This window comes from Arthrobacter sp. FW306-1B-F12A, assembly GCF_058781865.1.
Map to the genome: position 1 here is coordinate 97,763 of NZ_JBYSXD010000008.1, position 23,920 is coordinate 121,682.

General features: G+C 61.6%; 21 protein-coding genes and 1 pseudogene. 11 read left to right on the forward strand and 11 right to left on the reverse strand.

Annotation, left to right across the window (positions count from 1 at the left end; all coding sequences use genetic code 11):
* Positions 1-2: 2 nt before the first annotated feature.
* Both AC3WJU_RS06600 and argH read right to left on the reverse strand, forming a co-directional pair.
* Positions 3-923, reverse strand: a complete 921-nt coding sequence (locus tag AC3WJU_RS06600; protein WP_332603718.1) for an amino acid ABC transporter permease — start codon at positions 921-923, stop codon at positions 3-5.
* Positions 920-2,368 (reverse strand): argininosuccinate lyase, encoded by a 1,449-nt coding sequence (gene argH / locus AC3WJU_RS06605; protein WP_492259483.1) that lies wholly within the window; start codon positions 2,366-2,368, stop codon positions 920-922. Before argH ends, AC3WJU_RS06600 begins: the two co-directional genes overlap by 4 nt.
* Positions 2,369-2,551: 183 nt before the next feature.
* Here argH and AC3WJU_RS06610 point away from each other — a divergent pair, with 183 nt between their 5' ends.
* Entirely contained in the window at positions 2,552-3,289 is a 738-nt protein-coding gene (locus AC3WJU_RS06610; protein WP_332603720.1) for a GntR family transcriptional regulator, read from the forward strand.
* Positions 3,290-3,776: 487 nt separating this feature from the next.
* Here AC3WJU_RS06610 and AC3WJU_RS06615 read toward each other — a convergent pair.
* The 4 genes and pseudogenes from AC3WJU_RS06615 to AC3WJU_RS06630 form a co-directional block, all read right to left on the reverse strand.
* A pseudogene (locus tag AC3WJU_RS06615) lies at positions 3,777-4,025 on the reverse strand (FCD domain-containing protein); the annotation flags it as partial.
* A 361-nt stretch (positions 4,026-4,386) separates the two neighbouring features.
* Entirely contained in the window at positions 4,387-4,737 is a 351-nt protein-coding gene (locus tag AC3WJU_RS06620; protein ID WP_492259484.1) for an MBL fold metallo-hydrolase, read from the reverse strand.
* Between the two features lie 785 nt (positions 4,738-5,522).
* Entirely contained in the window at positions 5,523-6,401 is an 879-nt protein-coding gene (locus tag AC3WJU_RS06625; RefSeq protein ID WP_492259485.1) for a LysR family transcriptional regulator, read from the reverse strand.
* Between the two features lie 89 nt (positions 6,402-6,490).
* Positions 6,491-7,432, reverse strand: a complete 942-nt coding sequence (locus AC3WJU_RS06630; protein WP_492259486.1) for an alpha/beta hydrolase — start codon at positions 7,430-7,432, stop codon at positions 6,491-6,493.
* Between the two features lie 64 nt (positions 7,433-7,496).
* Here AC3WJU_RS06630 and AC3WJU_RS06635 point away from each other — a divergent pair, with 64 nt between their 5' ends.
* The 8 genes from AC3WJU_RS06635 (at position 7,497) to AC3WJU_RS06670 (ending at position 15,873) form a co-directional block, all read left to right on the forward strand.
* Positions 7,497-8,504 carry a LacI family DNA-binding transcriptional regulator gene (locus AC3WJU_RS06635; RefSeq protein ID WP_492259487.1) on the forward strand — a complete coding sequence of 336 codons (1,008 nt, stop codon included), beginning with the start codon at positions 7,497-7,499 and terminating at the stop codon, positions 8,502-8,504.
* Positions 8,505-8,752: 248 nt separating this feature from the next.
* Complete coding sequence (locus AC3WJU_RS06640; protein ID WP_492259502.1) at positions 8,753-9,961, forward strand: MFS transporter; 1,209 nt, start codon at positions 8,753-8,755, stop codon at positions 9,959-9,961.
* 184 nt (positions 9,962-10,145) lie between these two features.
* Positions 10,146-10,985, forward strand: coding sequence for an alpha/beta hydrolase (locus AC3WJU_RS06645; RefSeq protein ID WP_492259488.1), 840 nt, complete (start codon positions 10,146-10,148; stop codon positions 10,983-10,985).
* A 158-nt stretch (positions 10,986-11,143) separates the two neighbouring features.
* Positions 11,144-11,722, forward strand: coding sequence for a hypothetical protein (locus AC3WJU_RS06650; protein ID WP_492259489.1), 579 nt, complete (start codon positions 11,144-11,146; stop codon positions 11,720-11,722).
* An 18-nt stretch (positions 11,723-11,740) separates the two neighbouring features.
* The gene (locus AC3WJU_RS06655) at positions 11,741-12,598 is read left to right on the forward strand and encodes a LysR family transcriptional regulator (RefSeq protein ID WP_492259490.1); all 858 of its coding nucleotides are present in this window, start codon (positions 11,741-11,743) and stop codon (positions 12,596-12,598) included.
* Between the two features lie 326 nt (positions 12,599-12,924).
* Positions 12,925-13,896 (forward strand): substrate-binding domain-containing protein, encoded by a 972-nt coding sequence (locus tag AC3WJU_RS06660; protein ID WP_492259491.1) that lies wholly within the window; start codon positions 12,925-12,927, stop codon positions 13,894-13,896.
* Between the two features lie 97 nt (positions 13,897-13,993).
* Positions 13,994-15,052 carry an ABC transporter permease gene (locus AC3WJU_RS06665; protein WP_492259492.1) on the forward strand — a complete coding sequence of 353 codons (1,059 nt, stop codon included), beginning with the start codon at positions 13,994-13,996 and terminating at the stop codon, positions 15,050-15,052.
* A 5-nt stretch (positions 15,053-15,057) separates the two neighbouring features.
* Positions 15,058-15,873: an ATP-binding cassette domain-containing protein gene (locus tag AC3WJU_RS06670; RefSeq protein ID WP_459343082.1), complete on the forward strand. Its 816-nt coding sequence runs from the start codon at positions 15,058-15,060 to the stop codon at positions 15,871-15,873.
* Between the two features lie 695 nt (positions 15,874-16,568).
* Here the strand turns inward: AC3WJU_RS06670 and AC3WJU_RS06675 are convergent.
* From AC3WJU_RS06675 to AC3WJU_RS06695, 5 genes are all read right to left on the reverse strand, one after another.
* Positions 16,569-16,925, reverse strand: a complete 357-nt coding sequence (locus AC3WJU_RS06675) for a hypothetical protein (RefSeq protein WP_492259493.1) — start codon at positions 16,923-16,925, stop codon at positions 16,569-16,571.
* Between the two features lie 1,055 nt (positions 16,926-17,980).
* Complete coding sequence (locus AC3WJU_RS06680) at positions 17,981-18,853, reverse strand: LysR family transcriptional regulator (protein ID WP_459343080.1); 873 nt, start codon at positions 18,851-18,853, stop codon at positions 17,981-17,983.
* Positions 18,854-18,952: 99 nt separating this feature from the next.
* Positions 18,953-19,357 carry a tautomerase family protein gene (locus tag AC3WJU_RS06685; RefSeq protein ID WP_492259494.1) on the reverse strand — a complete coding sequence of 135 codons (405 nt, stop codon included), beginning with the start codon at positions 19,355-19,357 and terminating at the stop codon, positions 18,953-18,955.
* A 28-nt stretch (positions 19,358-19,385) separates the two neighbouring features.
* Positions 19,386-20,789: an MFS transporter gene (locus AC3WJU_RS06690; protein WP_492259495.1), complete on the reverse strand. Its 1,404-nt coding sequence runs from the start codon at positions 20,787-20,789 to the stop codon at positions 19,386-19,388.
* A gap of 43 nt (positions 20,790-20,832) precedes the next feature.
* Positions 20,833-21,792, reverse strand: coding sequence for an NAD(P)H-dependent flavin oxidoreductase (locus AC3WJU_RS06695; RefSeq protein ID WP_492259496.1), 960 nt, complete (start codon positions 21,790-21,792; stop codon positions 20,833-20,835).
* A gap of 267 nt (positions 21,793-22,059) precedes the next feature.
* On the opposite strand from AC3WJU_RS06695, the gene AC3WJU_RS06700 reads away from it, so the two are divergent.
* Both AC3WJU_RS06700 and AC3WJU_RS06705 read left to right on the forward strand, forming a co-directional pair.
* A complete protein-coding gene (locus AC3WJU_RS06700; RefSeq protein WP_492259497.1) occupies positions 22,060-23,547 on the forward strand; it encodes a CoA-acylating methylmalonate-semialdehyde dehydrogenase in 1,488 nt (495 codons plus the stop codon).
* A 173-nt stretch (positions 23,548-23,720) separates the two neighbouring features.
* Positions 23,721-23,861 carry a hypothetical protein gene (locus AC3WJU_RS06705; RefSeq protein WP_492259498.1) on the forward strand — a complete coding sequence of 47 codons (141 nt, stop codon included), beginning with the start codon at positions 23,721-23,723 and terminating at the stop codon, positions 23,859-23,861.
* The last annotated feature ends 59 nt before the right edge of the window (positions 23,862-23,920 follow it).

Genomic DNA, 23,920 nt, shown 5'->3' on the forward strand with positions numbered 1-23,920 from the left:
GTTCATTTGATCCCTCCCGGGATGCCGAAGAATCGCCTGGCCCGCTGGATCGGGGTAAGCGGAAGCGACGCGGTCGTGCTGCCGCGTGCGAAGTAGCGCTCGATGTAGTACTGGAACACCGAGAGCACTGAGACGGCGATGAGGTACCAGGTCGCCGCGACGAGCAGCAACTCCATAATCATGTTGTTGACGAGATAGACGTGCTGCGCCTCGTTCAGGATCTCGGAGACCCCGATCGCCGAGGCCAGCGAGGTCGTCTTGAGCATGCCGATGACCTCGTTGCCGACCGGTGGCAGGATCACGCGCATCGCTTGTGGGAGCACGATCGTGCTCATCGTCTTCGTGCCCTTGATGCCCAACGCCTTGGCGGCCTCAGCTTGTCCCTCGTCGACCGACAGGATACCGCCCCGAACCACCTCGGACATGTACGCGGCCTCGTTGAGACCGAGACAGACGATCGCCGCGACTGTCGGGGTGACGAGATCGACGGTGCGCGCCTCAATCAATCCGGGGATCCCGATGGACGGAACAAACAGCGCGATGTTGAACCAGAGAAGCAGCTGCAGGTACACCGGTGTCCCGCGGAAGATCCAGACGTAGAGCCACGAGATCCCCAAGAGGACCGGATTGTGCGACAACCGCATCACCGCAACCAGGACACCGAGCGCGATACCGATCGACATAGAGACGATCGTGAGGATAATCGTGAGGACGAAGCCAGCGAGGATCGACGGGGCCGTGAAGTACTGGCCGACCGTGGGCCAGTCGATCTGGCCGCGCGCGAAGGCGATTACGATCGCCGCGAACACGGCGATCGTGATCGCCCCGGCCAGGTAGCGGCCGACATGCTTCAGATGTACGACCCGGTACTCCGAGTGGTTCAGATTGGCGACCCGGTGCTCCGAGTGATGCAGGCCGGTCATGAGAGTGCTGCCTTCGCACCGAACACTGTCATGTGGGCGGCGACCTCGCGCCGCAGCCGCTCCCGTTGCCCGTCCTGTCGAGACGGCGCGGTCCCGTTGATTCCCGACCGCCGGGCCACGGCGGACTCGAGGGTCAGTCGGTCGAGAACATCCGCGGTGATCCGGGGGTCTATCCCGGCAAGATCTACCCCGCTGAGCCCCTCGATCCCAATGCCGCGCTCCTCGCAGAACACGACTGCGCGTCCCGTAATGTCGTGGGCCTCGCTGAACGGGAGCCCCTGCTCGGCGAGCCAATCGGCAAGCTCTGTCGCCAGAGTGAAGCCTTGCGCCGCCTGCTCGAGCATGCGCTGCGGCACGAGCCCCATCGTGCGGACGAATCCCGTGATGGCGGGCAGCACCTGATCGAGCACTTCGGAGGCGTCGAACGGGAAGAACTCGTCCTCCGAGAAGTCCCGATTGTAGGAGAAAGGCACCGACTTCATGACACCGAGCATGCCCAGGAGGTCCGCATGGAGGCGACTCGCCTTCCCCCGGGCGAGCTCGGGGATATCGGGATTCTTCTTCTGCGGCATGATCGAGGACCCAGTGGAGAAGGCGTCGTCGAAGCGGATCCAGCCGAACTGTTGCGACCCCCAAAGAATCAACTCGTCCGAGAGACGGGAAAGATTCGTGCCGATCGACGCGGCCGCATAGAGAAAGTCGATGACGTGATCGCGGCTTCCGACTGCGTCGATCGAGTTCGCGACTACGTCCCGGTAGCCAAGCTCGCGGGCCATGGCGAGCTGATCGGCGTGGAAGGAACTGCCGGCCAACGCCGCAGCGCCAAGCGGCGACAGCGAGACTGCCTCGCGGGCGGCGCCGAGACGCACGAGGTCGCGCGCCAAGGTCTGCGCATGGGCCAGCAACTGGTGGCCGAACAACACCGGCTGGGCGGGCTGCAGATGCGTGAAGCCGGGCACGATCGCACCACCAGCGTCCTCGGACCGAATGATCAGCACCTCTATGAGCTGGTCGAGTTGTTCGGCGATGACGTCGATCCGCCCACGGAGCCAGAGCCGCAGATCGTTCGAGGTCTGATCGTTACGGGAGCGGCCAGCACGGATCTTGCCCCCGATCGGACCGACCCGGTCGAGAAGGACACGCTCGAGGTAGCCGTGGACGTCCTCGTCTTTCGGGGAGGGTGCGATGCGGCCAGCCTCGTGATCGGCGCCAATCTGCTGCAGGGCTGAGGTGAGAAGGGCCCGCTCCTCGCCAGTGACTAGGCCGCACCGCTCCAGCTCGCCGAGGTGTGCGACCGAACCGCGAATGTCCTCAGGTGCTAATGCGAAGAACTGCGCTGGCGACCGGGAGATCCGCTCCAGCGCGGGGTCGGGGCCGTGTATGAAACGACCTCCCCAAAGCTTGCCGGCGTCGTGTACGCCGCCCATAATGTCTTGGCTCGTCACAGTGGGACTCCTCCTTGAGATCACTTTGATCATCAGATCGATAATCAACACCAATTATCATACAATCTTAAGTGTATGGCAATGTGTGACATCACGAGTTGCCGTGTAGCATTGCTACGCGATCGAGTCATTGCTTGGACATCGACGCAAGAACCTTTTTCGGACATGGACGGTGAGGTCAGGATGGCGAACGCAACGGAGGGCATTGTGAGCGGTGCGGACGGGCGCATTCACGTGCCCCGGCGGGTCGCGGCGAAACGGAAGAGCCTCGCGGCTGGTCCGCCAGCCTCCCGGTTCCTGGCAGACACGGTGAAGCAGCTGATCCTCAACGGCGAGCTGCCCCTTGGTGCGCCGGTCACCGAGAAGTGGTTGACGGAGCGGTTTGATGTCTCCCGACCCACCGTGCGTGATGCGCTCAACCTGCTGGTCGCCGAAAGATATCTCGACCAGGAGCCCTACAAGAGCGCCCGCGTGCGGTCCTACTCGACCCGCGAGGTCGCCAACATCCTGGAAGCCCGCCGGCTACTCGAGGGCTATGCGGCCGGTCGATGCGACCGCGCGTCCGAGGACGCCCGCACCCGTCTTCGCGAGGCGTTCGCCACCTATGTCCGTGAGTCGGTCGCCGATCGGCGTGACGCTGCGGCCATGGCGGATATCGAACTGCACGTCGCGATAGTCGGGCTCGCAGGCACGCAGGAGCTAGAGCATGCAGAGCACGACCTCGCGATTGGAACGCTTCTCCTCGAAGACCTCATCAACTGGCGGCTCCAGGACTCCGAGAAGATGTACTTGGAGTATCTCCGGCTGGTCACGGCACTCCTCGAACCGAACCCGGAAGAGGCCCGCCGGTTGAGCAATGCGCACATCGACACTCTTCTCGCCGCAGCCTATCGCCAACTGCCGGAAGAGACCTCATCGTGATGCCAGCCGACGAGCTGACGGGCTGAACCCCGTCAGCTCCGCACCCCGAACGGTTTCTTTCAAGGGTGAAGGGAAACTCCGGCTCCTTTGGCGCGCTCCGGGCCCCGAGAAAGGGGCTCGGGGAACCGATTTTCGAAACGGTCCGGCGAACGGCAGGGTCATCGCCTCCAATAGCGCGCGTATCGCCACCGGCACCCTCCTCCTGGCGGAGGACCTGGGCCGAGTCGAGGCATCACTTGAAGTCATCGCAGGCCATCCCAGCCGCCTTCCGTGGAAGCTGATCAGCCTTCACAATAAGGCCCGCATTCCGACGTAGCCCAGCACCGGCAGCGGACTGTTCAGCCGTTACCTGCCGACGCGCCAAAACCTCCGAACCTGGCGTGCCCGCAGATGATCGTTACCTGAGTAGATCAACGTCAGAGACAAGCTGGATGTGCGTCAGCATCGCCTCCGCTGCGGCTTCGGGGTCGGGCCTGGATCGCATCCGCTATCTTGCGGTGGGACGCGAGTGATTGGTCGGGCCACCCCCGTTGCCCAGGAATTCCAGGCGCGTTTCGAGGATCATCTCGGGGATGAAAGTCGTGAGCTGGGCCAGCACGGATGAATGAGCCGCAGCCGTGAGCGCCTTGTGGAAGAGTTCGTCGCCGTGCAGGCCTTTGCCTCCCTTGGCGATCTCATCAGCCATCAGCTCCAGCGCCGAGTCGATTGCCTCCAGCTCGCCTTCGGTGCGCCTGACCGCGGCGAGTCCCGTTTACGCGGCGTCGAATCACTGTGTCCCGAGGGCTGCGAGCAGCGTCAGCTTCTCGTCCGCGTCCCTCCTGGACTCGGCGGTGAGCACAAGGTGCGCCCGTGGTCGGTCGTGCGTGACGGCACCCGGCTACCAAGTTCGATGGGCCTGAATTCGGGATGGATGAGCACCTGTTGTCGGTGAAGCGTTGGGTCACCTCGTCCCTGCCGGTCCCGCAGCTCGCGGAACCCTTCTGCGCTTGAGGTGGCCGAATGCCTTCCGTGGGCTGCTTCGGAGTAAGGCAGCGGCTCAATTGTTTACGATCGACGCCGGCTCTCTGTTCGGAGTCCTGATCGTCTGGAGACTGCCATCAGGCCGTGAGCGGTATCCAGTTCCCGTGCTCAGCTATGTGCAGTCGTTGGGAAAGCCCCGCTTCGAAGAAGGCGTGCTCAATGTCGGCGCGACCTTCGGAGAAGTGCGCCCAGCCGTCGTAGTGAGCGGGTACCACAATTTTTGCGCCGAGAATGGCTGCTGCAGCTGCTGCACCTCGGCTGTCGAGGGATAACGGGCGACCGTTGAACTTAGTGGAGACCCGTGCAGCGCCAGCAAATAGCACGGCGACGTCAATGCCATCGATCTTGCGTGAAATTTGAGCCACTGTGTCTAGCGAGGCATTGTCTCCGCTGACATAGATCGTGGGTAGTGCCTCGCCTGAAAGCACGAAGCCTGTTTACTTCACAGTTGATGTTGCCGTCTGCGTCGCGTTCACCGTCTTGAGGTCCGTGGACGGCGGGAACCGCGGTTATTGTCAGCTCGCCGAGCCCGTCCCCTCTGGCAACGGCATGGCTCGACCAGGGACTGAGGCCAACAGCCGGGGATCCCAGGCGGTCTGCACTGAGCGGACCGGACAGGATGAGCGGTGCTGTCATGGCAAACGCCCGGCCGCGGTTGTCGAGGTTGTCTGGGTGGCCATCGTGACTGACCAATACGACATCCACGATCCCAATTTCTGTCTCAGAAGCTGCAGGCCCTGCGGTTTTGTTGAGGTATCCGTGGTGACCGGCATCATCGAAGGTGGGATCGGTGAGGATTCGCAATCCTCCAACGTCAATGAGTGTCGTTGGGCCGCCGAGGACTGTTGCCGCACAGTTCTTTCGTGCGCTCATTGGATCGGCCATGTCGTACTCCGTTCGTGATGGTGGTGTGAATAGGGAAGGGCGAGGCTTCATCGTCAAGTGTCCTGAAAGCTCCTATCGGGCTGAACATGGTTGAAAGAAGGCAGGCCGGATCGCGGCTTCCGCCTTCCTTGAAAGCGCCCGATTATGGCTCCGGCTATCCAAACTTGAAACGTCACCAACGATACGAGATGCATCGCCCTCGAGTTATTGCCTTTGGTGCATCAGTAATGCCGCCTGGGCATGAAGCCCGTTGAGGCCCGGCGTGTCAGGCTGTGCCCACGGAGCGTACCGAGACCTGCGCAACGCTGGGGCCGGCGGCTCCCTCGGCTCACCCTTTGGACGCAGGGGTGGTTATGGACTCAGCGGCTTCCAGAGCGGCTTCCGTGAAGCGCCGGATCAAGGCCCCGGAGTTGCGTGGAATGAACGCCAGGCGAACCGGAACATCGGGCGCTCCGTTGATACGAACGAAGCGCAGTGCGGGATGCGCAATCCGGCGCTGCGCCACTTCCGGGACGACCCCTATCCCCCGGTTTGCGGCCACAGACTCCACCCATTCGTCAAAGGTGGCTGTTTCCACAGTCATCTCAGGACCGCGCCCCTCGGGCCAGGACCAAAGCCCTGTCGTGCCGCTCATGGTGTTTACTACCAACGGCCACTTAGGGATCTCGTCCCAGGACACTTCCTCCAGGTGCCTGAGATCGCTCGCTACGGAGCACACTGCAATTCGCTCCTCGGAGAGGAGCTGAATCATTTGGATCTCTGCCGTCGGCTCTGGTTGCCGGCCCCGGACGATGGCGACATCTACTACCGCGGAGCGCAATGCACCGAGAGGATCGGGGCAACTGACGAATTCGACGGATGCGGAAGACTGATCTTCAAAAAGGCGAACGACCCTTTGTGCCCACGGATCCGGCAAAAGCCAGCTAAAACCAAGACGAAGGCTCGCACGGCCGCTGACCCTCCTGACGGCGTGTTCCACCGACGCAAGTGCTGAGCGCGCATCGACGAGAAATTCCTGGCCGCCCGGAGTCAGCGCCACGTGGCGGGTTGAGCGGTCCAGGAGCTGGACACCGACTATTCGTTCAAGCTGCCGAATGGTCCTGCTAAGCGCCGGCTGCGTTATGAGCAGACCTTCGGCGGCCCGGGTGAAGTTGCCGCAGTCGGCCACCATTACGAACGCCCGAAGGTGTCGCAGTTCCACGTCCATTTTCGGTTCCGATCATTCGCTAGTTGCATCAGTACTTCCAGTCCATCGTCTCTATCCGTTCCCAGGGAGACAAGACTGCTCGCTCAGGCCTAAGACCGGACCTGGTCCCCCAGGACTTGGGTCAGGGTGTCGGTGAGCAGAGCCATGGCGGTGCGCGCGGTCGGTGAGACGCCGAGCATGTCGAAGCCGCCGTGGACCATGCCAGGCGTGTTGAGGTAGCGCACGGGTACACCGGCTTCCTGGAGCTTGTCGGCATAAAGACGTCCCTCGTCGCGCAATGGGTCAAGGTCCGCCGTCGCAATCAGTGCTGGTGGAAGCCCTGCCAGCGAACTGGACCGTATCGGCGAGATGCTCGGGTCGGCGACGTCGGCATTCAAGGGCAAATAGGTGGTGACGCATTGAATGACACCCTCGAGTTCCAGGTGGAACCCTTTGGCAAAGGAACCGCGGGAGGCGTATTCCGATGTTGTCACGTCAAGGTCGACGACGGGATAAATGAGTACCTGTGCGGCGAGCCTCGGCTGCCTGGAGCGGCTTTCCTGAGCGAGGACGGCCGCGAGGTTTCCTCCAGCGCTGTCGCCTCCCACAACGAGCCGTCTGGGATCGCCGCCCAAGTCACCGAGGTTGCCAGTGACCCAGTCAAGAGCAGTTCGGACGTCATTGAGTCCGGCGGGCCAAGGGTGCTCCGGAGCGAGCCGGTAGTGCGGGGTCACGACAACAGCGTTCAGCGCGGACGCGAAAGCGCGAGCTATAATGTCGGCAGTATCGAGGCTGCCGGTCATCCACCCTCCGCCGTGTAGCCACAGCAGCGTCGGTCGCGGGGCGTCTTCAGTCGTAGGCCGGTATACCCTTGCCTCCACCCCGTTGGCGGAGACTTCTTCCACCCGCGCCATTGGAGGCCGCAGGTCGTCGGGGGTCAGCCAGGACGCTGACTGTTCATGCACCTGCCTGGCGATCTCGATGGTCCAGGGATCGGTGCTGGCGTCGTCTCCGAGCGCCCGGACAACGTACTGGATATCTGTGGCCATCATGGCGAATCATCCTCACTTAAACGAATCAGTGATTTATGGTACGCCATGCACTACTGTGTTTCAGGTGGCAACAAACAAGACAAGCGCAGGGCGGCGCCGGGTTACCGCCTCCATGGTTGCGGAGCGGGCAGGCGTGTCCGTTGCTACCGTCAGCTATGTCATCAACGACGCACCAAACCAGACCATCCCCCAGGCAACGCGAGAGCGGGTCCTGGCCGCCGTGCGTGAACTCGATTACGCGCCCTCTTCGGCCGCCCGCGCGCTGCGTCTTGGCCGTAACGACGTCGTGCTCCTCATTCTTCCGGACTGGCCTCCCAGCCTGGCCGTGGCACAACTGACCGATGCTTTGGCCACCGAGATCTCTCATCAGGGCCTGCGCCTGCTCACCGAGCGCGACACGGGCGAGTCCTCCCGCACCTGGCGGACGATATCGCCGGTCGCAGTGCTGAAGTTCGGAGACCTCAGCCCTGAAGACAAGAAGGCCATGCGGGCGGCCGGAATCACCGCTGTCGATCGCCTCGTCATCACACAGGCTCCTACCGCTACAGCCCACTTCTCCCAGCCGGCAATCGGCGCGGCCCAAGTACAGCACCTCTACGATCGCGGCCACCGGAACCTCGCCTACGCCGCCGCGCCCGGCGAAGCCCTGCAGCCTTTCAGTATCCTCAGGAAGCTGGGGGCGGCGGAGGCATGTGCGCGGCTTGGAATCGACGAGCCCTCCGAATGGCACATGGATGACAAGGGATCAGAACCCGGCCAGTGGTTTTCAAATGCACTCTCGAAGCGCGGCTCCATTACCGGCGTGGCAGCCTTCAATGACGAGGTAGCCGCAGCACTTCTTGCCACCGCTCACGCGCAGGGCGTGCATGTCCCGGCTTCGCTGGCAATCATCGGCGTCGATGACCAACCGATGTCCCGATTCACGGACCCGCCGCTGTCCTCTGTATGGCAGAACCCGCAACGCATGGCCACGCATCTTGCCGAGATTGCGCGCGCAGCATTGAGGCACCAACCCCTCCCGGACCCTCCCGGCGCGGCAATACTGGACGTCATAGCACGCAGCTCGACGTAAGAGGGTCTTGCGCCCCACACCCCTCGTTGAGTATGGTGTCTCTAATCACTTAATCGTCTAAGTGAAAATTCCATACACTTTTTGGCTGAGGGCCATTCTCCGACGGCACTTATACGCATAAGCTCGGATCGATGAAGATCGGATACGTCATGAACACCCAAGCCCCATCGCTGACAGAAGTCAGCGGAACAGATCCTAGAGGTCCCGTAATTCCAGTTTCCGGCGGCTCCACCCTGCCTAGGGTGGGAATGCGCTTTATCTTCGCGTTCGCTTTTGCCTACGCAGGCTTCTGGATTGCATGCCTGATGCCCGGCGTTGTGACCCTTGCCCTAAAAGTCCAAACTCTGGTTGGGCCCGGCGCCGCAGCCGGTGCTTTGAGCCTCGTCGCCGGCGTCGGGGTACTGCTGCCCTTGGTCGTCATGCCTGTCGTGGGTCGTCTAAGCGACAGAACTACCGCACGAATTGGTATGCGGCGGCCGTACCTTTTGATCGGAGCGGCCAGCGTCATCGTTCTTGGCGTTGTCATGGCTCTGGCGCCCACGGTGCCGGTACTGCTGGTGGCTTACGGTTTGTACGGCGTGGCGGCAAACTTCATTGGCACACCGCTCCTGGCCGTTATTTCGGACCGTGTCCCGGTTGAACAACGGGGTGTTGTTTCAGGCCTCGTTGGTCTGACATTGCCCATGGCAATGATCGGGGGCACCTTCGTGATCCAGCTGGTCGCAGCCAGTACGTTGCTGATGTTCCTGGTTCCGCCAATGATCGCGGCCCTTGCCGTTATCGTCTTCATCTCACTGGTCCAAGATCGTCGTTTGTCCAAGGAGGCACCGAAACCCAAGCTGTCAGTACGGGAAATCGCCTCATCATTTTGGGTAAGTCCCCGTCGGCACCCAGATTTCGCATGGGCATGGTTCAGCCGCTTGCTCTTCGTCATCGCGTTCGGCTTCCTCACGACGTACCAGGCGTTCTATTTGCTCAATCACCTCGGCTCCCGACCCGAGGAAGTTCCCCAGCAGATCTTCTTCGCCACCCTCGCCTTGTCGACGACGACGATTGTCACCAGCATGGTGGGCGGCAAGCTGTCCGACTTCCTCCGCCGCCGGAAAGCCTTTGTCCTCACCTCCGCGGCTATTTACGGGATCGCCCTGATCATCGCCTCCCTGGTGTCCGGCTTCAACGGATTCCTCTTCGCCATGGGCATCGCCGGCATTGGCTATGGCGCATTCCTCGCCGTTGACCTTGCACTTGTCACCGATGTTCTCCCGGACAAGGCGAACGCAGGTAAGGACATGGCCGTGTTCAACATGTCCAGCACGCTCGCCAACGCCGTCGCCCCGGCGATCGCACCCTTCATCCTGATTCTCAGCGGCGGCTCTTACTCGGTGCTGTTTCTTGTAGCCGGTGCGGTGGCGATCGTGGGTGGCACCGCCATTCTGCCGGTCCGCAGCGTCCGCTAAGCGTCTGCCCTCACACATAAACGAAACGGAAGGACGTACCTTGCCAATCGATCCTGCGCTAAACCCATTTCGGTCATCCTGGACACACCTCCCGCCCACGATCGACAACCCCCTCCAGTTCAGAGAGGCATCCAACAGGGCAAATGACGAAGGCTTTGATCAGTTCACACTTCCTGCGCCTTCCGTGGCCAAACGGCAGGTGATTGAGATCGGTACCGGCAGTCAAACCTTCAACATCATCTGTTATTGGCCGGCGTCCGAGGGGCCGCATCCCGTCCATCTGTTTGTCCACGGCGGTGGTTGGACCATCGGCAGCGCGTTCTCCCGCGATTCGGAGACGGTAAGCCGCTACCGGTGCGTGAACGCCGATTGCATCGTGGTGTCCGTGGACTATCGAAAAGCCCCGGAACACCCCTATCCTGCAGCAGTTCACGATCTGCTCGCCACCATCGACTGGGTCATCGGAAACAGCGAAGCACTTGGCGCGCTTCCAGGAGCAATTACCGTTGGAGGCCAGTCTTCGGGGGCCAATATTGCGGCGGCAGCAACGCTCGCGTTGCGCGACGATGAACGCACGGAGGTGGGCTATCAGATCCTCGAAGTCCCTGTTCTTGACCTGACGCACGGTGTTCCCCGGGAAGAAGGCGACGATCTGCCGTTGTCCATGTCGGATGTCCGCACATTTTGTGCCACCTATGTCAGCGCGGAGGAGGCCGCACGCGACACTCTGGCCTCACCGCTCCTGGCCGCGGACCTGAGCGGGTTGCCTCCGGCTTATATCGCCGTGGCGGAGTACGACGTCCTGCGCCCGGACGGGGAACTTTATGCCCGGCGGCTCCTGGCCGCCGGTGTTAAGGCTGAACTGTATCTCGGGCATGGCCATGTGCACATGTCGCCATCGATGACACGGCTGTTGCCTTCCGCTCGTGCGTGGCAGACTGCAACGACCAGGGCACTGATTCTCGCCAACACCGGTTTGTTGGCTGACCGAGGGCAGGCGGGCGGAGTGGTAGCTGCCATCTGAGCCAGCTCGACGAATCTTAGCCCCAAGCAAGCGTCGAAGCGGGTGGGCTCCGCTAGGGTCGCCCTTCAGGCGCCGCTTCGGCGCTGGGCTCGGGAATTCGAGAACCAGGAGGCCGTGGCCACGACGGGAATCAGATGTAGGAAACACAGGTGCAACCAGTGACTGCTGACACTCCCTCCAAGGACGTCGGAGACCAGATTATGGCCGCCGCGACCAGCGACATGGAATTCACGAATCCACTGCCGGTGCTCCGCCACTACCTGGAAAATCTCTTGGCGGCGTTCAGTCATGCAATCTGCACACGGAACACCCAATACCTCCACGAGATGACCGGCTTGGTCGACGTCAGTTTGGAGGGATGCCCCGAATGTTCCATTTCTTCACCAACCCCGGTGCAACTTATTTCCTGGTTCGGACACGGCGCCACTCCTATGCGGCAAACGGTCACAAACCTGAGCATTCAGTATGTAGGCGACTCCGCGCTGTATAGCGCCCAGTATCAAGACTGGGAAACAGCACCGCAACCTCGCTGCATGGCAATCGGGACATACCACGGCCGCCTAAAGGCAGGACACCAGGTATGGAAATGGATGGAACACTCGATGTCCGCAACGGGGTGTATCCCTGGCTGCCCGCACGTTGTTCCGGAGACGAAGCCCACTGCATCAGTTGATCAAGACGCGCTTGTCTCCTTGAACGACAGTCCGCCGTCGGTTTACGGCGCGTTTGCACGATGAGCCGGGAGAGCACGACCCATGGATTACGAACTTCGTCACCTTCGGGCATTCGTCGCCGTCGCCAAAGTCCATTCGTACACCGCCGCAAGCCGCGACCTCCTGATTACCCAACCCGCACTGACGAGGGCCGTCCAGCAACTCGAGGTCGCGTTGGGCATCCAGCTTCTGACGCGCACTTCAAGATCAGTTGAATTGACCGCTGCGGGCTCGGAATTCTACGACAAGGTACTCTCAATCGTGGCCGAACTCGATCGCGCCGTTCTATCCATACAAGGTCGGCAGGAGCTTCGAATCGGCTTCCAATGGGTGTTGCCGGCCCCGTGGGCAACTCACACGATCAGCGAATTCGAGAGGGCAACCGGGGTAGCGACAAGGCTCCTGCGCCGTGACGACGTCGAGCCGCACCTGGAGCGGGGCGAACTCGACGTGGCGGTGACCCGAACCATGCTCAAATCCGCCGACTTGGAGCATGCCCTGCTCTTTGACGAGGAACGAGTAGCTGTGGTGTCATCCAGTTCGGAACTCGCCGGTAGACGGACTCTGAGCTGGCAGGAACTCGCCGATCACCCCTTGGTTATCAACACCGTCAATGGAACGACGCAGCCCGAACTATGGCCGCCAGAGACGAGGCCTGGCTGCATCGTGCCCTGCGAAAACTTTGACGAATGGTTGCACCTTGTAGCTGCTGGTCGCGGCTTAGGGGCGCTCCCGCGATCGGCAGCGCGCTCCACGCAACATCCTGACCTGATTTTCATTCCACTTGTGGACGCCCCTGCGGTTCCGGTGTGGCTTGCCTATCAGCCCCGAAGGCGGAACGCACTGGTGCGAAAGTTTGTCTCAATTGGCCTGAACGTGGGGGCGTTGGAGGGCAAATAGGGTCCGCAGCCCAGAATGGTTTGGCTTCCGACTGGGCCTTGCGAAGCGCGCCCATCCAACGTCAGTTCCCCGAGTCAATGCTCGCCAGTCCTCACCTCGCCATGATCCAAAATCTTCGGCGAACTCGTCTATGTCTGCCACACATTGATGCCTGAATATAGGCATTTCTATGCCGAATGTGATCTGCGTAACGTCATTTGTTGTCAGCTTCGGGAAAAGCGCCGGTATGTGACTCGGCCAATCCCTACAACAAAGGAGTTCTTGTGTTCCCACTTTGCAGATCCCGCCGCATTATCGCTGTCGCGTCGCTCGCGAGCGTCATTGCGATGACCGCAGCAGGCTGTTCGAACGGCAACTCAAACAGCGCCAGCAACACGGGCAGCACCCCGGGTACGGATCGAAACGTCTCCATCATCGTCGTCTCGGGCCCTCTTGACGACCCGTACTTCGGTGCCATCAAGCGTGGAACTGACGATGCCGCCAAACAGGCAGGTGTCACGGCGCAATATCTAAGCCCGTCTTCATCCAGAGAAGGATCCGGCCCAACCTTGGCCCGCCTCGTGCAGGACGCCATCAACAAGAAGCCTGACGCCTTGGTCCTCGCAGACTTCTTCCCCGACGCCGAGAACGCAGTGATCAAGCAAGCAACGGCCGCGGGGATCCCTGTCATCCTCCAGAACACGGGCAATGACGTATGGAAGGACCTCGGGGCAAAGTCGTATGTCGGTCTCGAGCCTGGACCTGTGGGCGTCGAAGCTGCCTCCCAGATGTCGGCGAAGCACATCAGCAAGGTACTGTGCGTCAACCCGGTCCCAGGGAATCCTTTCCTAGAGCAGGCCTGTCAGGGCCTAACCGACGGAATGAAAAAAGACGGCGGATCCTCTTCAACGATCTCCATCCCGTACTCCGACACCACAAATCCCACAAAGGTGACCCAGGATATCCAAGGAGCGCTCAAAGCTGACCCAAGCATTGAAGGCGTGTTCGTCTTTGGAAGCTCGGTGGCAGAGAACGCCAAGCAGGCCGCCGCGAACACCGGAAAGAAGCTCGCCATCGGTACCGGCGACCTGTCGACTCAAGTACTGAAGGATATCCAGACCGGGGACATCGCGTTCGCTCTCGACTCCCAGCCGTACCTCCAGGGGTACTACCCCGTGCTCATGGCCGCCCAGTACGTGCGGTTCGGCGTCATGCCGGCAGGCGAAGTCGTCACCGGCCCCAACGTAGTCACGAAGGCAAATGTCGACAACGTACTGAAGATCAACGAGCAGAGCAAGGGCGTCCGCGGAGCCTCCTAAACCCTCCCGCAACCCGTCCCCAACGGCGTGCCTTCGGAACCCGCAGCGGCCGAAGGCACGCCCAATCCCGCAACCCAATTCTTGAGAGGTTTTCACCATGTCCCTCCAATCCTCCGTACCCGCCCGGTTAACGCGGCCGACCGCGCAACCGGGCGGCGACCCCGACATCCCCAAGCGCGGGTCCGTTTTGGGACGCACTCTGCGTCGCCCCGAATTCGGCGCCCTCGTCGGTGCTCTCGCCGTATACGCCTTCTTCATGATCACCGCGTCGAGCTCGGGATTCGTGACCTTCGATGGCACTGCGAGCTGGCTCGATACCGCCGCTGAACTTGGAATCGTCGCGACGCCGGTTGCGCTACTGCTCATAGCGGGAGAGTTCGACCTCTCAATCGGCTCCACGGTGGGCGCGGCATCGATGATTGTAGCCATCGGAAGTGGCACTTTCGGTCTGTCCCAATGGGTCTCCATCGCCCTTGCACTCGCTTTCAGCCTCGTCGTCGGATTCGTGAACGGATTCGTCGTGACCAAGACCAAATTGCCGTCGTTCATCGTGACTCTGGGCAGCCAGCTCGTTGTGGCAGGTGCGGCACTGGGTTTTGCCCGCGCTCTTGCCGGAACGACGGCCGTGTCGATCGTCGCCGAGCCAAGCACTCAGGCCGTGTTTGGCTCGAAGGTAGGGCAGTTCCAGTCGACCCTCGTGTGGTGGGTTGCCATCACCTTGCTCGCCGCTTGGGTCCTCACTCGCACGCGTTTTGGAAACTGGATTTATGCAACAGGAGGATCCTTGGACATCGCCCGCGAAGCTGGCGTCCCCGTCACCCGGATAAAGATCACCCTGTTTATGGCTACATCGTTCGGTGCAGCCCTCATCGGCGTCATGCAGACCATCGCTTTCAACGGCGGGGATGTGACCAGAGGACGCTCCTTCGTCTTCGACGCTGTGATCGCAGCAGTCATCGGCGGGGTCCTCCTTCAAGGCGGCTATGGATCGATGATTGGCGTGTTTCTCGGCGTGGCAACCTACGGCGTGGTCAACATCGGCATCTTCTACACCGGATGGAATACCGACTACGCGGAGCTGTTCCTCGGGGCGCTGCTGCTCGTCGCGGTTATCGCCAACAACTATTTCCGCAAACTGGCACTGACAAGCAGGTGACACAAATGACACAGACACTAGACGGGCGCCAAGGCCCCGTGGCTGCAGAGAAGCCACTCATCGAACTACGCGACGTGACGAAACGATTTACCGGCGTCACCGCTGTCGCCGACGTATCCCTCACCGTCGAACGAGGGAAGGTTCTGTGCATCCTCGGCCACAACGGTGCAGGCAAGTCCACCCTCATCAAAATCCTCTCTGGCGTGCACCCGCCCACCGAAGGCGAAATGCTCATGAACGGCGAATCCGTGCATCTCGAGAGCCCCCGCGACGCCCTCTCCCGCGGCATCGCCACTGTCCACCAAGGCGCAGGGACCATCCCGCTAATGAGCGTGGCCCGCAATTTCTTCCTGGGCTCTGAGCCGACGAAGGGCTGGGGCCCCTTTCGCCGCATCGACTCGGCCAAGGCAGCCGAGGTAGCGCTGAAAGAGATCTCCGGCCTCGGAATCCGCAGGGTCGCTGACGCCAACCAGCTCGTGGGCACCATGTCAGGAGGCGAACGCCAGGCACTGGTCATCGCGCGCGCCATGCACTTCGGCGCCAACGTCCTCATCCTCGACGAACCGACCTCGGCCCTCGGCGTCCGCGAATCCGAGACAGTCCTGCGCGCCGTCGAGAACGCCCGGAACCGAGGCGTCGGGGTGGTCCTGATCACCCACCAAGCCCACCACGCGCTCCGGGTTGGCGACCACTTCGCGGTCATCGCCCACGGAAAACTCGTTGCCTCCTTCGCACGAGGCGAGAAAGAAGCCGCCGAAGTCATAGATCTGATGGCCGGCGGGGCCACGATGCAACAGTTGGAAGCCGAACAGGAGGAATAACTGATACCCCTGCACCAGTTATCGCTAAGCCACCTCCTCGGCATTTGTCTTCGCAACCTCCGGCTACGAAGACGTCGAGACTAGTCTCGACTCGCCTAACAGCCCTCCGGATCAAATGGCGGTCTACCATTACAGGCCGTCCGTCGAACTCACTCGTGCCGCCAGTCTTTGTCGGCTTGAAGATCGCCGACCGTCAGGAGCGGCGCTAGACATCCACGTCGCCCATTTCGGGTCTCGCTGCGATGGCAAAGCTCAAATCGCCTTATCGGGGCGACCTCGCACCCAGCCGGAATGTCGATGTTCGCGGCCCGAGCACAGTCGCAGACTGAGCACACCGAACCATCGACGCCGCCTCACAGCTACGCGAGTAAGCGCTCGCGAGCCCGTCCGGTCCAACGACCGGACGAGCTCGCAGCCCGCGAATGCTCAATTTAGTCCACGAGTATGGTCGCTCGTGGTGGTTTCGTGAGGGATTCCCAGTGTGAGGGTCATGCCCCCGTCGGGACGGCGATTCCCAAGAGAATAATCGATTTGTAGTTGGCGGGGTCGCTGTAACCGCGGGCGGCGCGTTTAATCTTCCTAATGGTGCGCGGCAGGGCCCGAACCTGTTCCTTGACCTTCCAGATGGCCTGAAGTGTGCCAGCTGGATCGACGGCGGTGGCAGCCCTTGACCTGGTGGGAGAGGTTCTGCCGTGTCACGGAGGGTCGTTCGCTACGACCTGAACGGCCAGCCGCCATGTCAGAGGCCGGGCGAAGAGCCACTCCCCGACGTCAGTGTGGTCCCGGCCGTCCACGACGCCCAGCACCAGGCCGGTGTCCAGATCCTCGGTCGTCGTCATGCGCGGCTCGAACCGCATCCAGACCTTCGATTCGCGGTCCTGGTAGTAGCGCACGGAGCGGAACCGGTGCTCGTCGATACCCGGCATTCTCGGGCTCAGCTGAGTCTCCGAGACGGCCCGGGCTGAACGGATGAGCGCATCCACGAGCTGGTCACGGGGCCGGCCGGTCGAACGGGCACACGGCGGGACCTGGACGGTGGACTCAAAGAACAAGAGGCTCTCGCACGCCGGTTCTTCGCAGGACCAGCGGTATTTGGATCAGAGGGCATCCACAGGACCGGCAATGGGAATGTCCCGGATCCGCGGGAAGCGGCGTTCCTTCCGCTGTGACGCGACTACCCAAACATGGGGCGCCCGGTGGCTGGTGGGGATGACACGGTAGTCGGGCAGGTTGAAGATACTGGTGGCAGCGCCGACCGCAACCCCGGTAGGCTCGTGGTCCTATTCCGAGTTGAATGGTTGGACACACTCATCCCACCGGCACGGAATCAATTCCCCGCCAACCGCGAAGAGCCAGTATGGTCAAGGCCTGCGGAGTAACTACCCTGTAGTGGTCGAGGAATTCCTTGCATCCTCAACGACCTCGACGTGTCGTCTCATCGATCAGAGGCACAGGAAGTCTGCCTTGGTTCTAATAGCACCTGTCAGTGCGCTGGGCCACCGAGGGATCAGTGCGTCCGAGAGGAACGCTGGGGCAACTGCCCCTGCCGCGCAGCAATGACAACTCTCCGCACCTTAAGCGGGCCGAGATCGACATTACCAAACCCAGTCGTGCGGAAGTTCGCCTCGATAACTATCGAAGTCAGAGACAGACTGGCGGTATCTGCAATGGCGGCTTTTAGCCCCGTACAACCTCGCGGGAGCCTCTCCAGTCATCGCGCTCGAAGGTCGTTCCGAACGGAACCGTACTGCTCAAAGAGACCATGAAAACGTTATGATCGTGCCTCGTGACCAAGACACCCTCCTTTCGACCTTGGGCAATGGACCCGCTCTCGGCGGCAGCCACTACTTCGTCGAGTTTCTGTTCCAGTTCACTCCGGCTGTTTGCCGTTACTGTGATGGGATACTCAATTAGCGTCTTCAAAATCCATACCTTTCCTGTGCGCGCTTTACGCGAAATAGTTGTGAGGAACTTCCTCAGGCCAGGCAAGCAGAAGCACTGGATCGCTTGCTTTCCCGCCTCATTAGCAGTCGAACTTGCGCATGACCTTGACCGGCATGGCAGGATTCTCATCGTCTGGAGGAGGCTTCAGACTCGCGGCCTCCAATTAGGCTGACCGGTCCATCACCTGGAGCTGTTTGAGGAACCGCGCCATAGCCGGGGATACCGTTGCGTCGGTCCTGCGTACGAACAGCGTCTCGGCCAAGGCAAAATCCTCGGCAAGGGGGTGCATCGTCACTTGATCATGCGAAGACCATTCAGACACAACGCTGCGCGGCAGCAATGTCACACCCATTCCTGCGGCAACACACCCAAGGATGCCCTCGAGAGTTCCGAATTCCATGACCGCCGGAGCATTGATCCCGCGCGAAGCCATGAGTGCTAAAAGGCGTCCCCGGTATGAGCAGCCCGAACGGAACACCAGAACTTTCTGTCCATTGACCAGGGCCTTGTCCAGGTCAGTCTCGTGCCGAGATGAAACTACGACAAGTTCTTCGCGAAATACCGTTTCTCCCTCAATATCCGGATGAGTTACGGGCCCCGAAACGAAGGCACCGTCCAAGCGGTGGTCGACTACACCCTGGACCAGGTCATCCGTCGGCCCTGTCTCCAGGAGCAGGTCAACTTGCGGGCAGTCGAAGGTGTACGCAGCCAGTAGGCCCGGAAGCCTCCAGCCAGCGGTCGTTTCCATTGAGCCGACGGCCAATCGACCGCGAGGGTCCTCCACGTCACCGATGAGGTCAATCCCTTCCCTCATCAGTTGCACGACGCGCTCCGCGTACGGGAGGAACTTCTCTCCTGCGCTGGTGAGGGTCACCCCACGGGCATGCCGCAGAAACAGGGGCACTCCGACTTCGTTTTCGAGGGCTCGGATGCGCGAACTGATATTCGACTGCACGGTATGCAGTTCTTCGGAGGCCCGCGTCATTCCTTTGGCCCTGGCAACCGCCAGGAAGTACTGCAGATCGGTTGTTTCCATGTCATCTCCCAAATTGATTCTTCCATCATCTGCCATCTTCCCCGGCAATGGCTAATGGGCGGAGCAGCCGACAGCAGCTGCTCCGCCCATTAGCTGGCATTAGGAGCTCGGAACCGAAAGTTCTCCGGTGAGGTACTGTGCCCGGCCGAACCCGAAGGACCAGTCGGCGGGACTGTTCTCGGTGATGCCGACGAAAACGTCTGCAGCCGGGACGCCCTGTGCGCCCAGTTTTTCGGCCAGGAGGGCAAACAGCTGTTGTTTCACCTCGGGTGATCTGCCTTCCTGGGTGAAAATGTGGATCATGACCAGCTGGTGGGATCGTTCGAAGCCCAACCCGGCGTCCAGGGCGATAACTTCGGCGGACGCGTGACTGGTGAGGATCTGGAACCGGTCCCTTTCGGGTATGCCAAGCACGTCCACTATGGCTTCATGTACCGCGTCGGCCACTTCTCTAACCTGCTCCGGGGTTCTGTGTTCGATCAGGTCAATCCGGACAAGGGGCACAGTTCCCTCCTTTCCTGTTCACGTTCTGCTAACGGATTGAATCCGAAACGCCTACCGTTGGGTTGGCCTCGGTGCGGTGTGCGTCGAAACGCTGACCCGCGCGCTGGGCCACTACACTGTGGGCCCCCTTGCGCAGGACGATGAAGAAGACGATGAAGCTCAACGTTGTGATGACTATGGGGTAAACAAGTCCGGCCAGCTGGCCGCCTTGGGCTGACGATGCGCTGAGGGCGATCAGCGGGGTGAAGCCCCCGAAGACGCCGGTGCCCAGGTGGTAGGCCAATGACACTCCGGTGTAGCGGATCTGTGCGGGGAATATTTCGACCAGGAAGGCTGCCGTAGGTCCGTAGACCATGGCCACGAAGATGATCTGGATGGTTATCGCTGCCACGATCTGCACGGAGTCCCGGGCCTGTGCGGCTGATTGAATCCAGGAGAACAACGGCACATAGCCGAGTGCAGACAGGGCCAGTCCCCCGAGAATGAGGCGAGAGCGCCCGAAGCGGTCCGAGAGCCGTCCGAAAATAATGAAGAACGGGGTGCCGAGCACCAGCGCAACGCCGACGCTGATGTTCGCTGTCAGGAAATCCACTTTCAAGACGGTTTGCAGGAAATAGAGGGTGTAGAACTGGCTGGTGTACCAGGCCACCCCCAAGCCGGCCGTCACCCCGAAGAGAGCGGCCGTCAGGAGAAGCATGGTGCGGCGGTTTCCAACTGTGTCCCGGATCGGGGACTTGGACAGTCGCCCCGATTCGCGCATCTCCGAAAATACGGGCGACTCGTGCATCTTCAGGCGTACCTTCAAGGAGAAGATGACCAGCACGGCCGAGAGCAGGAAAGGTATTCGCCAGCCCCAGGCATTGAATGCTTCCTCGCCCATCGCTAGCCTGCACAGGACTATCACGGTGATGGAGAGCAGCAGTCCCACGGTCGCCGTGGTTTGAAGGATGCTCGTGTAGGCGCCGCGCTTGTTATCCGGTGAATGCTCGGCGATGTAGATGGCCGCGCCCCCGTACTCTCCGCCGATGGCGAGGCCTTGAACCAGGCGGAGCAGCACGAGCAGGATCGGTGCGACCAGGCCGATGGACGTGAAGCTGGGCAGCAGTCCGATCGCGCTGGTTGCCCCACCCATCAGGATCAGCGTTGTGAGGAAGGTTTTCTTGCGGCCGATCCGGTCCCCCATGCGACCGAAGATGAGTGCTCCGATCGGTCGTACGACGAAGCCTGTACCAAAGGCGGCGATGCTGATGAGGAGGGCGGCCAGAGGGTTGCCCCCGGGGAAGAACATTCCCGAGAAGACGACCGCGAGGCTGCCATAAATGTAGAAGTCGTACCACTCAATCAGGGTTCCGACACTGGATGCGATGATGATCTTGCGCAGGGTGCCGGGGGCAGCCACGGCTTGGCCGGGCGCTTGTGGAGTCTGTTTCACATTGGTCCTAAATTTTGGATTTGTGAGCCGTAAAGCGTGCCTTTCAAGCCGTAAGACGCGTTCCTGCCTCCTTGATCATCTGCTCGACCACCTGTGCCGCCGGCAGAATTCGGTTGATTTGACCGACTACCTCGCCCACGATCAGGTTCGCGATCGTGTAGTCCTGGTTGTCGACAGCAGACTTGAACTCTTCCTGGGCACCGCCCAGAGTCGCAGCGAGTGACGGCTCATGCCCATGCCAACGGCTCACGAAGTCGTTGCGCAGGACCCGGCCGCTATACTCCTTTGGCCAGGCCTTCTGACGAACAATGTCGTACACGGAGGACCGGACGGTGTCGTCTCCGCTGGCCTTGAGCGCCGTGGCGTGGGCTTGGCGGGAGATTGCGGCTTCGTTGGTCGCGTAGAAGCGTGTGCCAACCAATGCCCCGTCGGCCCCCAGGGCCAAAGCCGCTGCCAGACCGCGCCCATCGCCAACACCGCCCGCGGCAAGCAGCAGCGTACTTGGTGAGATGGAACGGACCAAGTCAGCCACCTCGGGCACCAAGGTGAACGTCGACCGGGTTCCCAAACCGTGGCCGCCGGCCTCCGCGCCCTGTGCCGAGAGCGCATCTGCTCCCAAATCCAACGCTCTTCGGGCCTGCTCAACGTTGTGTACCTGGCAGATCAGGGGGACGCCGGCGTCGCGGACCTTCTCGACATAGGGCGATGGGTCTCCGAAGGAGAGGAAAATCGCCTTGGCTCCCCGCTCCAAGGCTATGTCGAGAAGCTCCGGCTGCTTGCCCAGTGCCCACGTGATGAATCCGCACCCGACGCTTCCCGGTTCAACCCGATCAAACTGCTCAATCAACCACTCACGATCCCCGTAGCCGCCACCGATTAGTCCAAGTCCTCCTGCCCCGGATACCGCCGCGGCGAGGGATGCATCCGAAACGTAGTCCATGGGTGCCAAGACGATGGGGTATTTGATGTCCAGTGCCTCTGTCAAACGAGTCCTAAATTCCAAGTAAAAACCCTCCCTAGGTGCGACAGGCCTGCGGTCGCCTGAAGCTTTCGTAAAACGCTAGTGGCCGAGATCACATCTATCCAACAGTTTGTTCTGATAGGAGCTATCTCTCAGCAAGAACGCTGGGCCGGGAGGAGCGTTCTAAGAATTCGATGGCTCGCATCAAAACAAACTGTTGGCGTGATAGCTCGCCCGGAGCTAGCGTTGACGAGCATCGACTTGCCGGAAATAAGGCGTCGACGTCGCGTTCACCATCGAAGGAGCATTTTGAAGACTATTGAGCACTGGATCGGCGGTGGGTATGTCCCGGCCGGGGACTTGACCGCTCCTGTGACCAACCCGGCCACAGGAAAGGTCACCGGACAGGTGGTACTGGCAACGTTGGCCGAAGCAAATGCCGCCGTCGCCGCCGCCAAGGCTGCCTTCCCGGCATGGCGGGATACCTCGCTGACAAAGCGCACGCAGGTGCTGTTCGCGTTCCGTGAGCTGCTGAACGCCCGCAAGAGTGAGCTCGCCGCGATCATCACCTCCGAGCACGGCAAGGTCCTGGACGACGCCCTCGGCGAGGTTACCCGCGGCCAGGAGGTGGTTGAGTTCGCCTGTGGGATCCCGCACCTGCTCAAGGGCAGCTACACGGAGAACGCCTCCACGAAGGTCGACATCCATTCCATCCGGCAGCCACTGGGCCCGGTGGCGGTTATCAGTCCCTTCAATTTCCCGGCCATGGTGCCGATGTGGTTCTTCCCCATCGCCATCGCTGCCGGCAACACCGTCGTGATCAAGCCCAGCGAGAAGGACCCGACCGCGTTGAACTGGGTGGCTGAGCTGTGGAAGGAAGCCGGGCTGCCGGACGGCGTCTTCAACGTCCTCCACGGTGACAAGGTTGCAGTGGACGCGCTGCTGACGCACCCGGACGTGAAGGCCGTGTCCTTCGTGGGTTCCACCCCGATCGCCAAGTATGTCTACGAGACCGCCACAGCCAACGGCAAGCGCGTGCAGGCACTGGGCGGGGCGAAGAACCACATGATCGTGCTGCCCGACGCCGATCTCGACCTGGCTGCCGACGCCGCCATCAACGCCGGGTTCGGTTCCGCGGGCGAACGCTGCATGGCCGTCTCAGCCCTGCTCGCCGTCGGGGACATCGCCGACGAACTGGTGGCCAAGATCGCCAGCCGCGCCCGCTCCCTGCGCACCGGCGACGGCCTGCGCGGCTGCGACATGGGCCCGCTCGTCACCGCCGTGCACCGGGACAAGGTGGCCGGCTACGTGGACGCCGGCGCGGCCGCAGGTGCCACGCTCGTCGTCGACGGCCGCACCATCGCACCGGACGCGGAAGGGAAAGGCTTCTTCCTCGGCCCCACCCTCTTCGACAACGTCACCACGGACATGTCCATCTACCAGGACGAAATCTTCGGCCCCGTCCTCTCGGTGGTCCGCGTCGACTCCTACGACGCGGCCCTCGCCACGATCAACGCCAATCCCTACGGCAACGGCACCGCGATCTTCACCAACGACGGCGGCGCGGCCCGTCGTTTCGAAAACGAAGTCGAAGTGGGCATGGTGGGAATCAACGTTCCCGTTCCGGTGCCCATGGCCTACTACTCCTTCGGCGGCTGGAAGAATTCGCTCTTCGGCGACACGCATGCCCACGGCACCGAAGGCGTGGGCTTCTTCACGCGCGGCAAGGCCGTCACCACCCGCTGGCTGGACCCCAGCCACGGCGGGCTGAACCTCGGGTTCCCGCAGAACGATTAGTCGGACATTTTCGTGTCCCAGGCGGGGCGGTCCCCTCACACAGTTGGGGACCGTCCCGCCGAACCGTTTCCGCCACTAGCCGCTGTTATGACCGTCAGATTCCAATCGCCGGTTTCCAGCCGCGGCATCCGATCATCAACAACAGCCAGCCTTGCGAAGCCAGGAGTGAGAACATGCCCACAGACGACGAAATTTCAGCCGCCCGCAATGACAGCAGCGGCGATTCCGCTAGTTCAGCAATCTCGGAACAGTTGCGCTCCACCGGATTCCTGGCCGGCCTGGGGGCAGAAATACCCCTAGGGCGTGTCTCCTAAAGCGGCTAGCCAGATGCTGACTGCCCGGAGAACGGCTCCGCCGCGATAGGTGAGTGCGA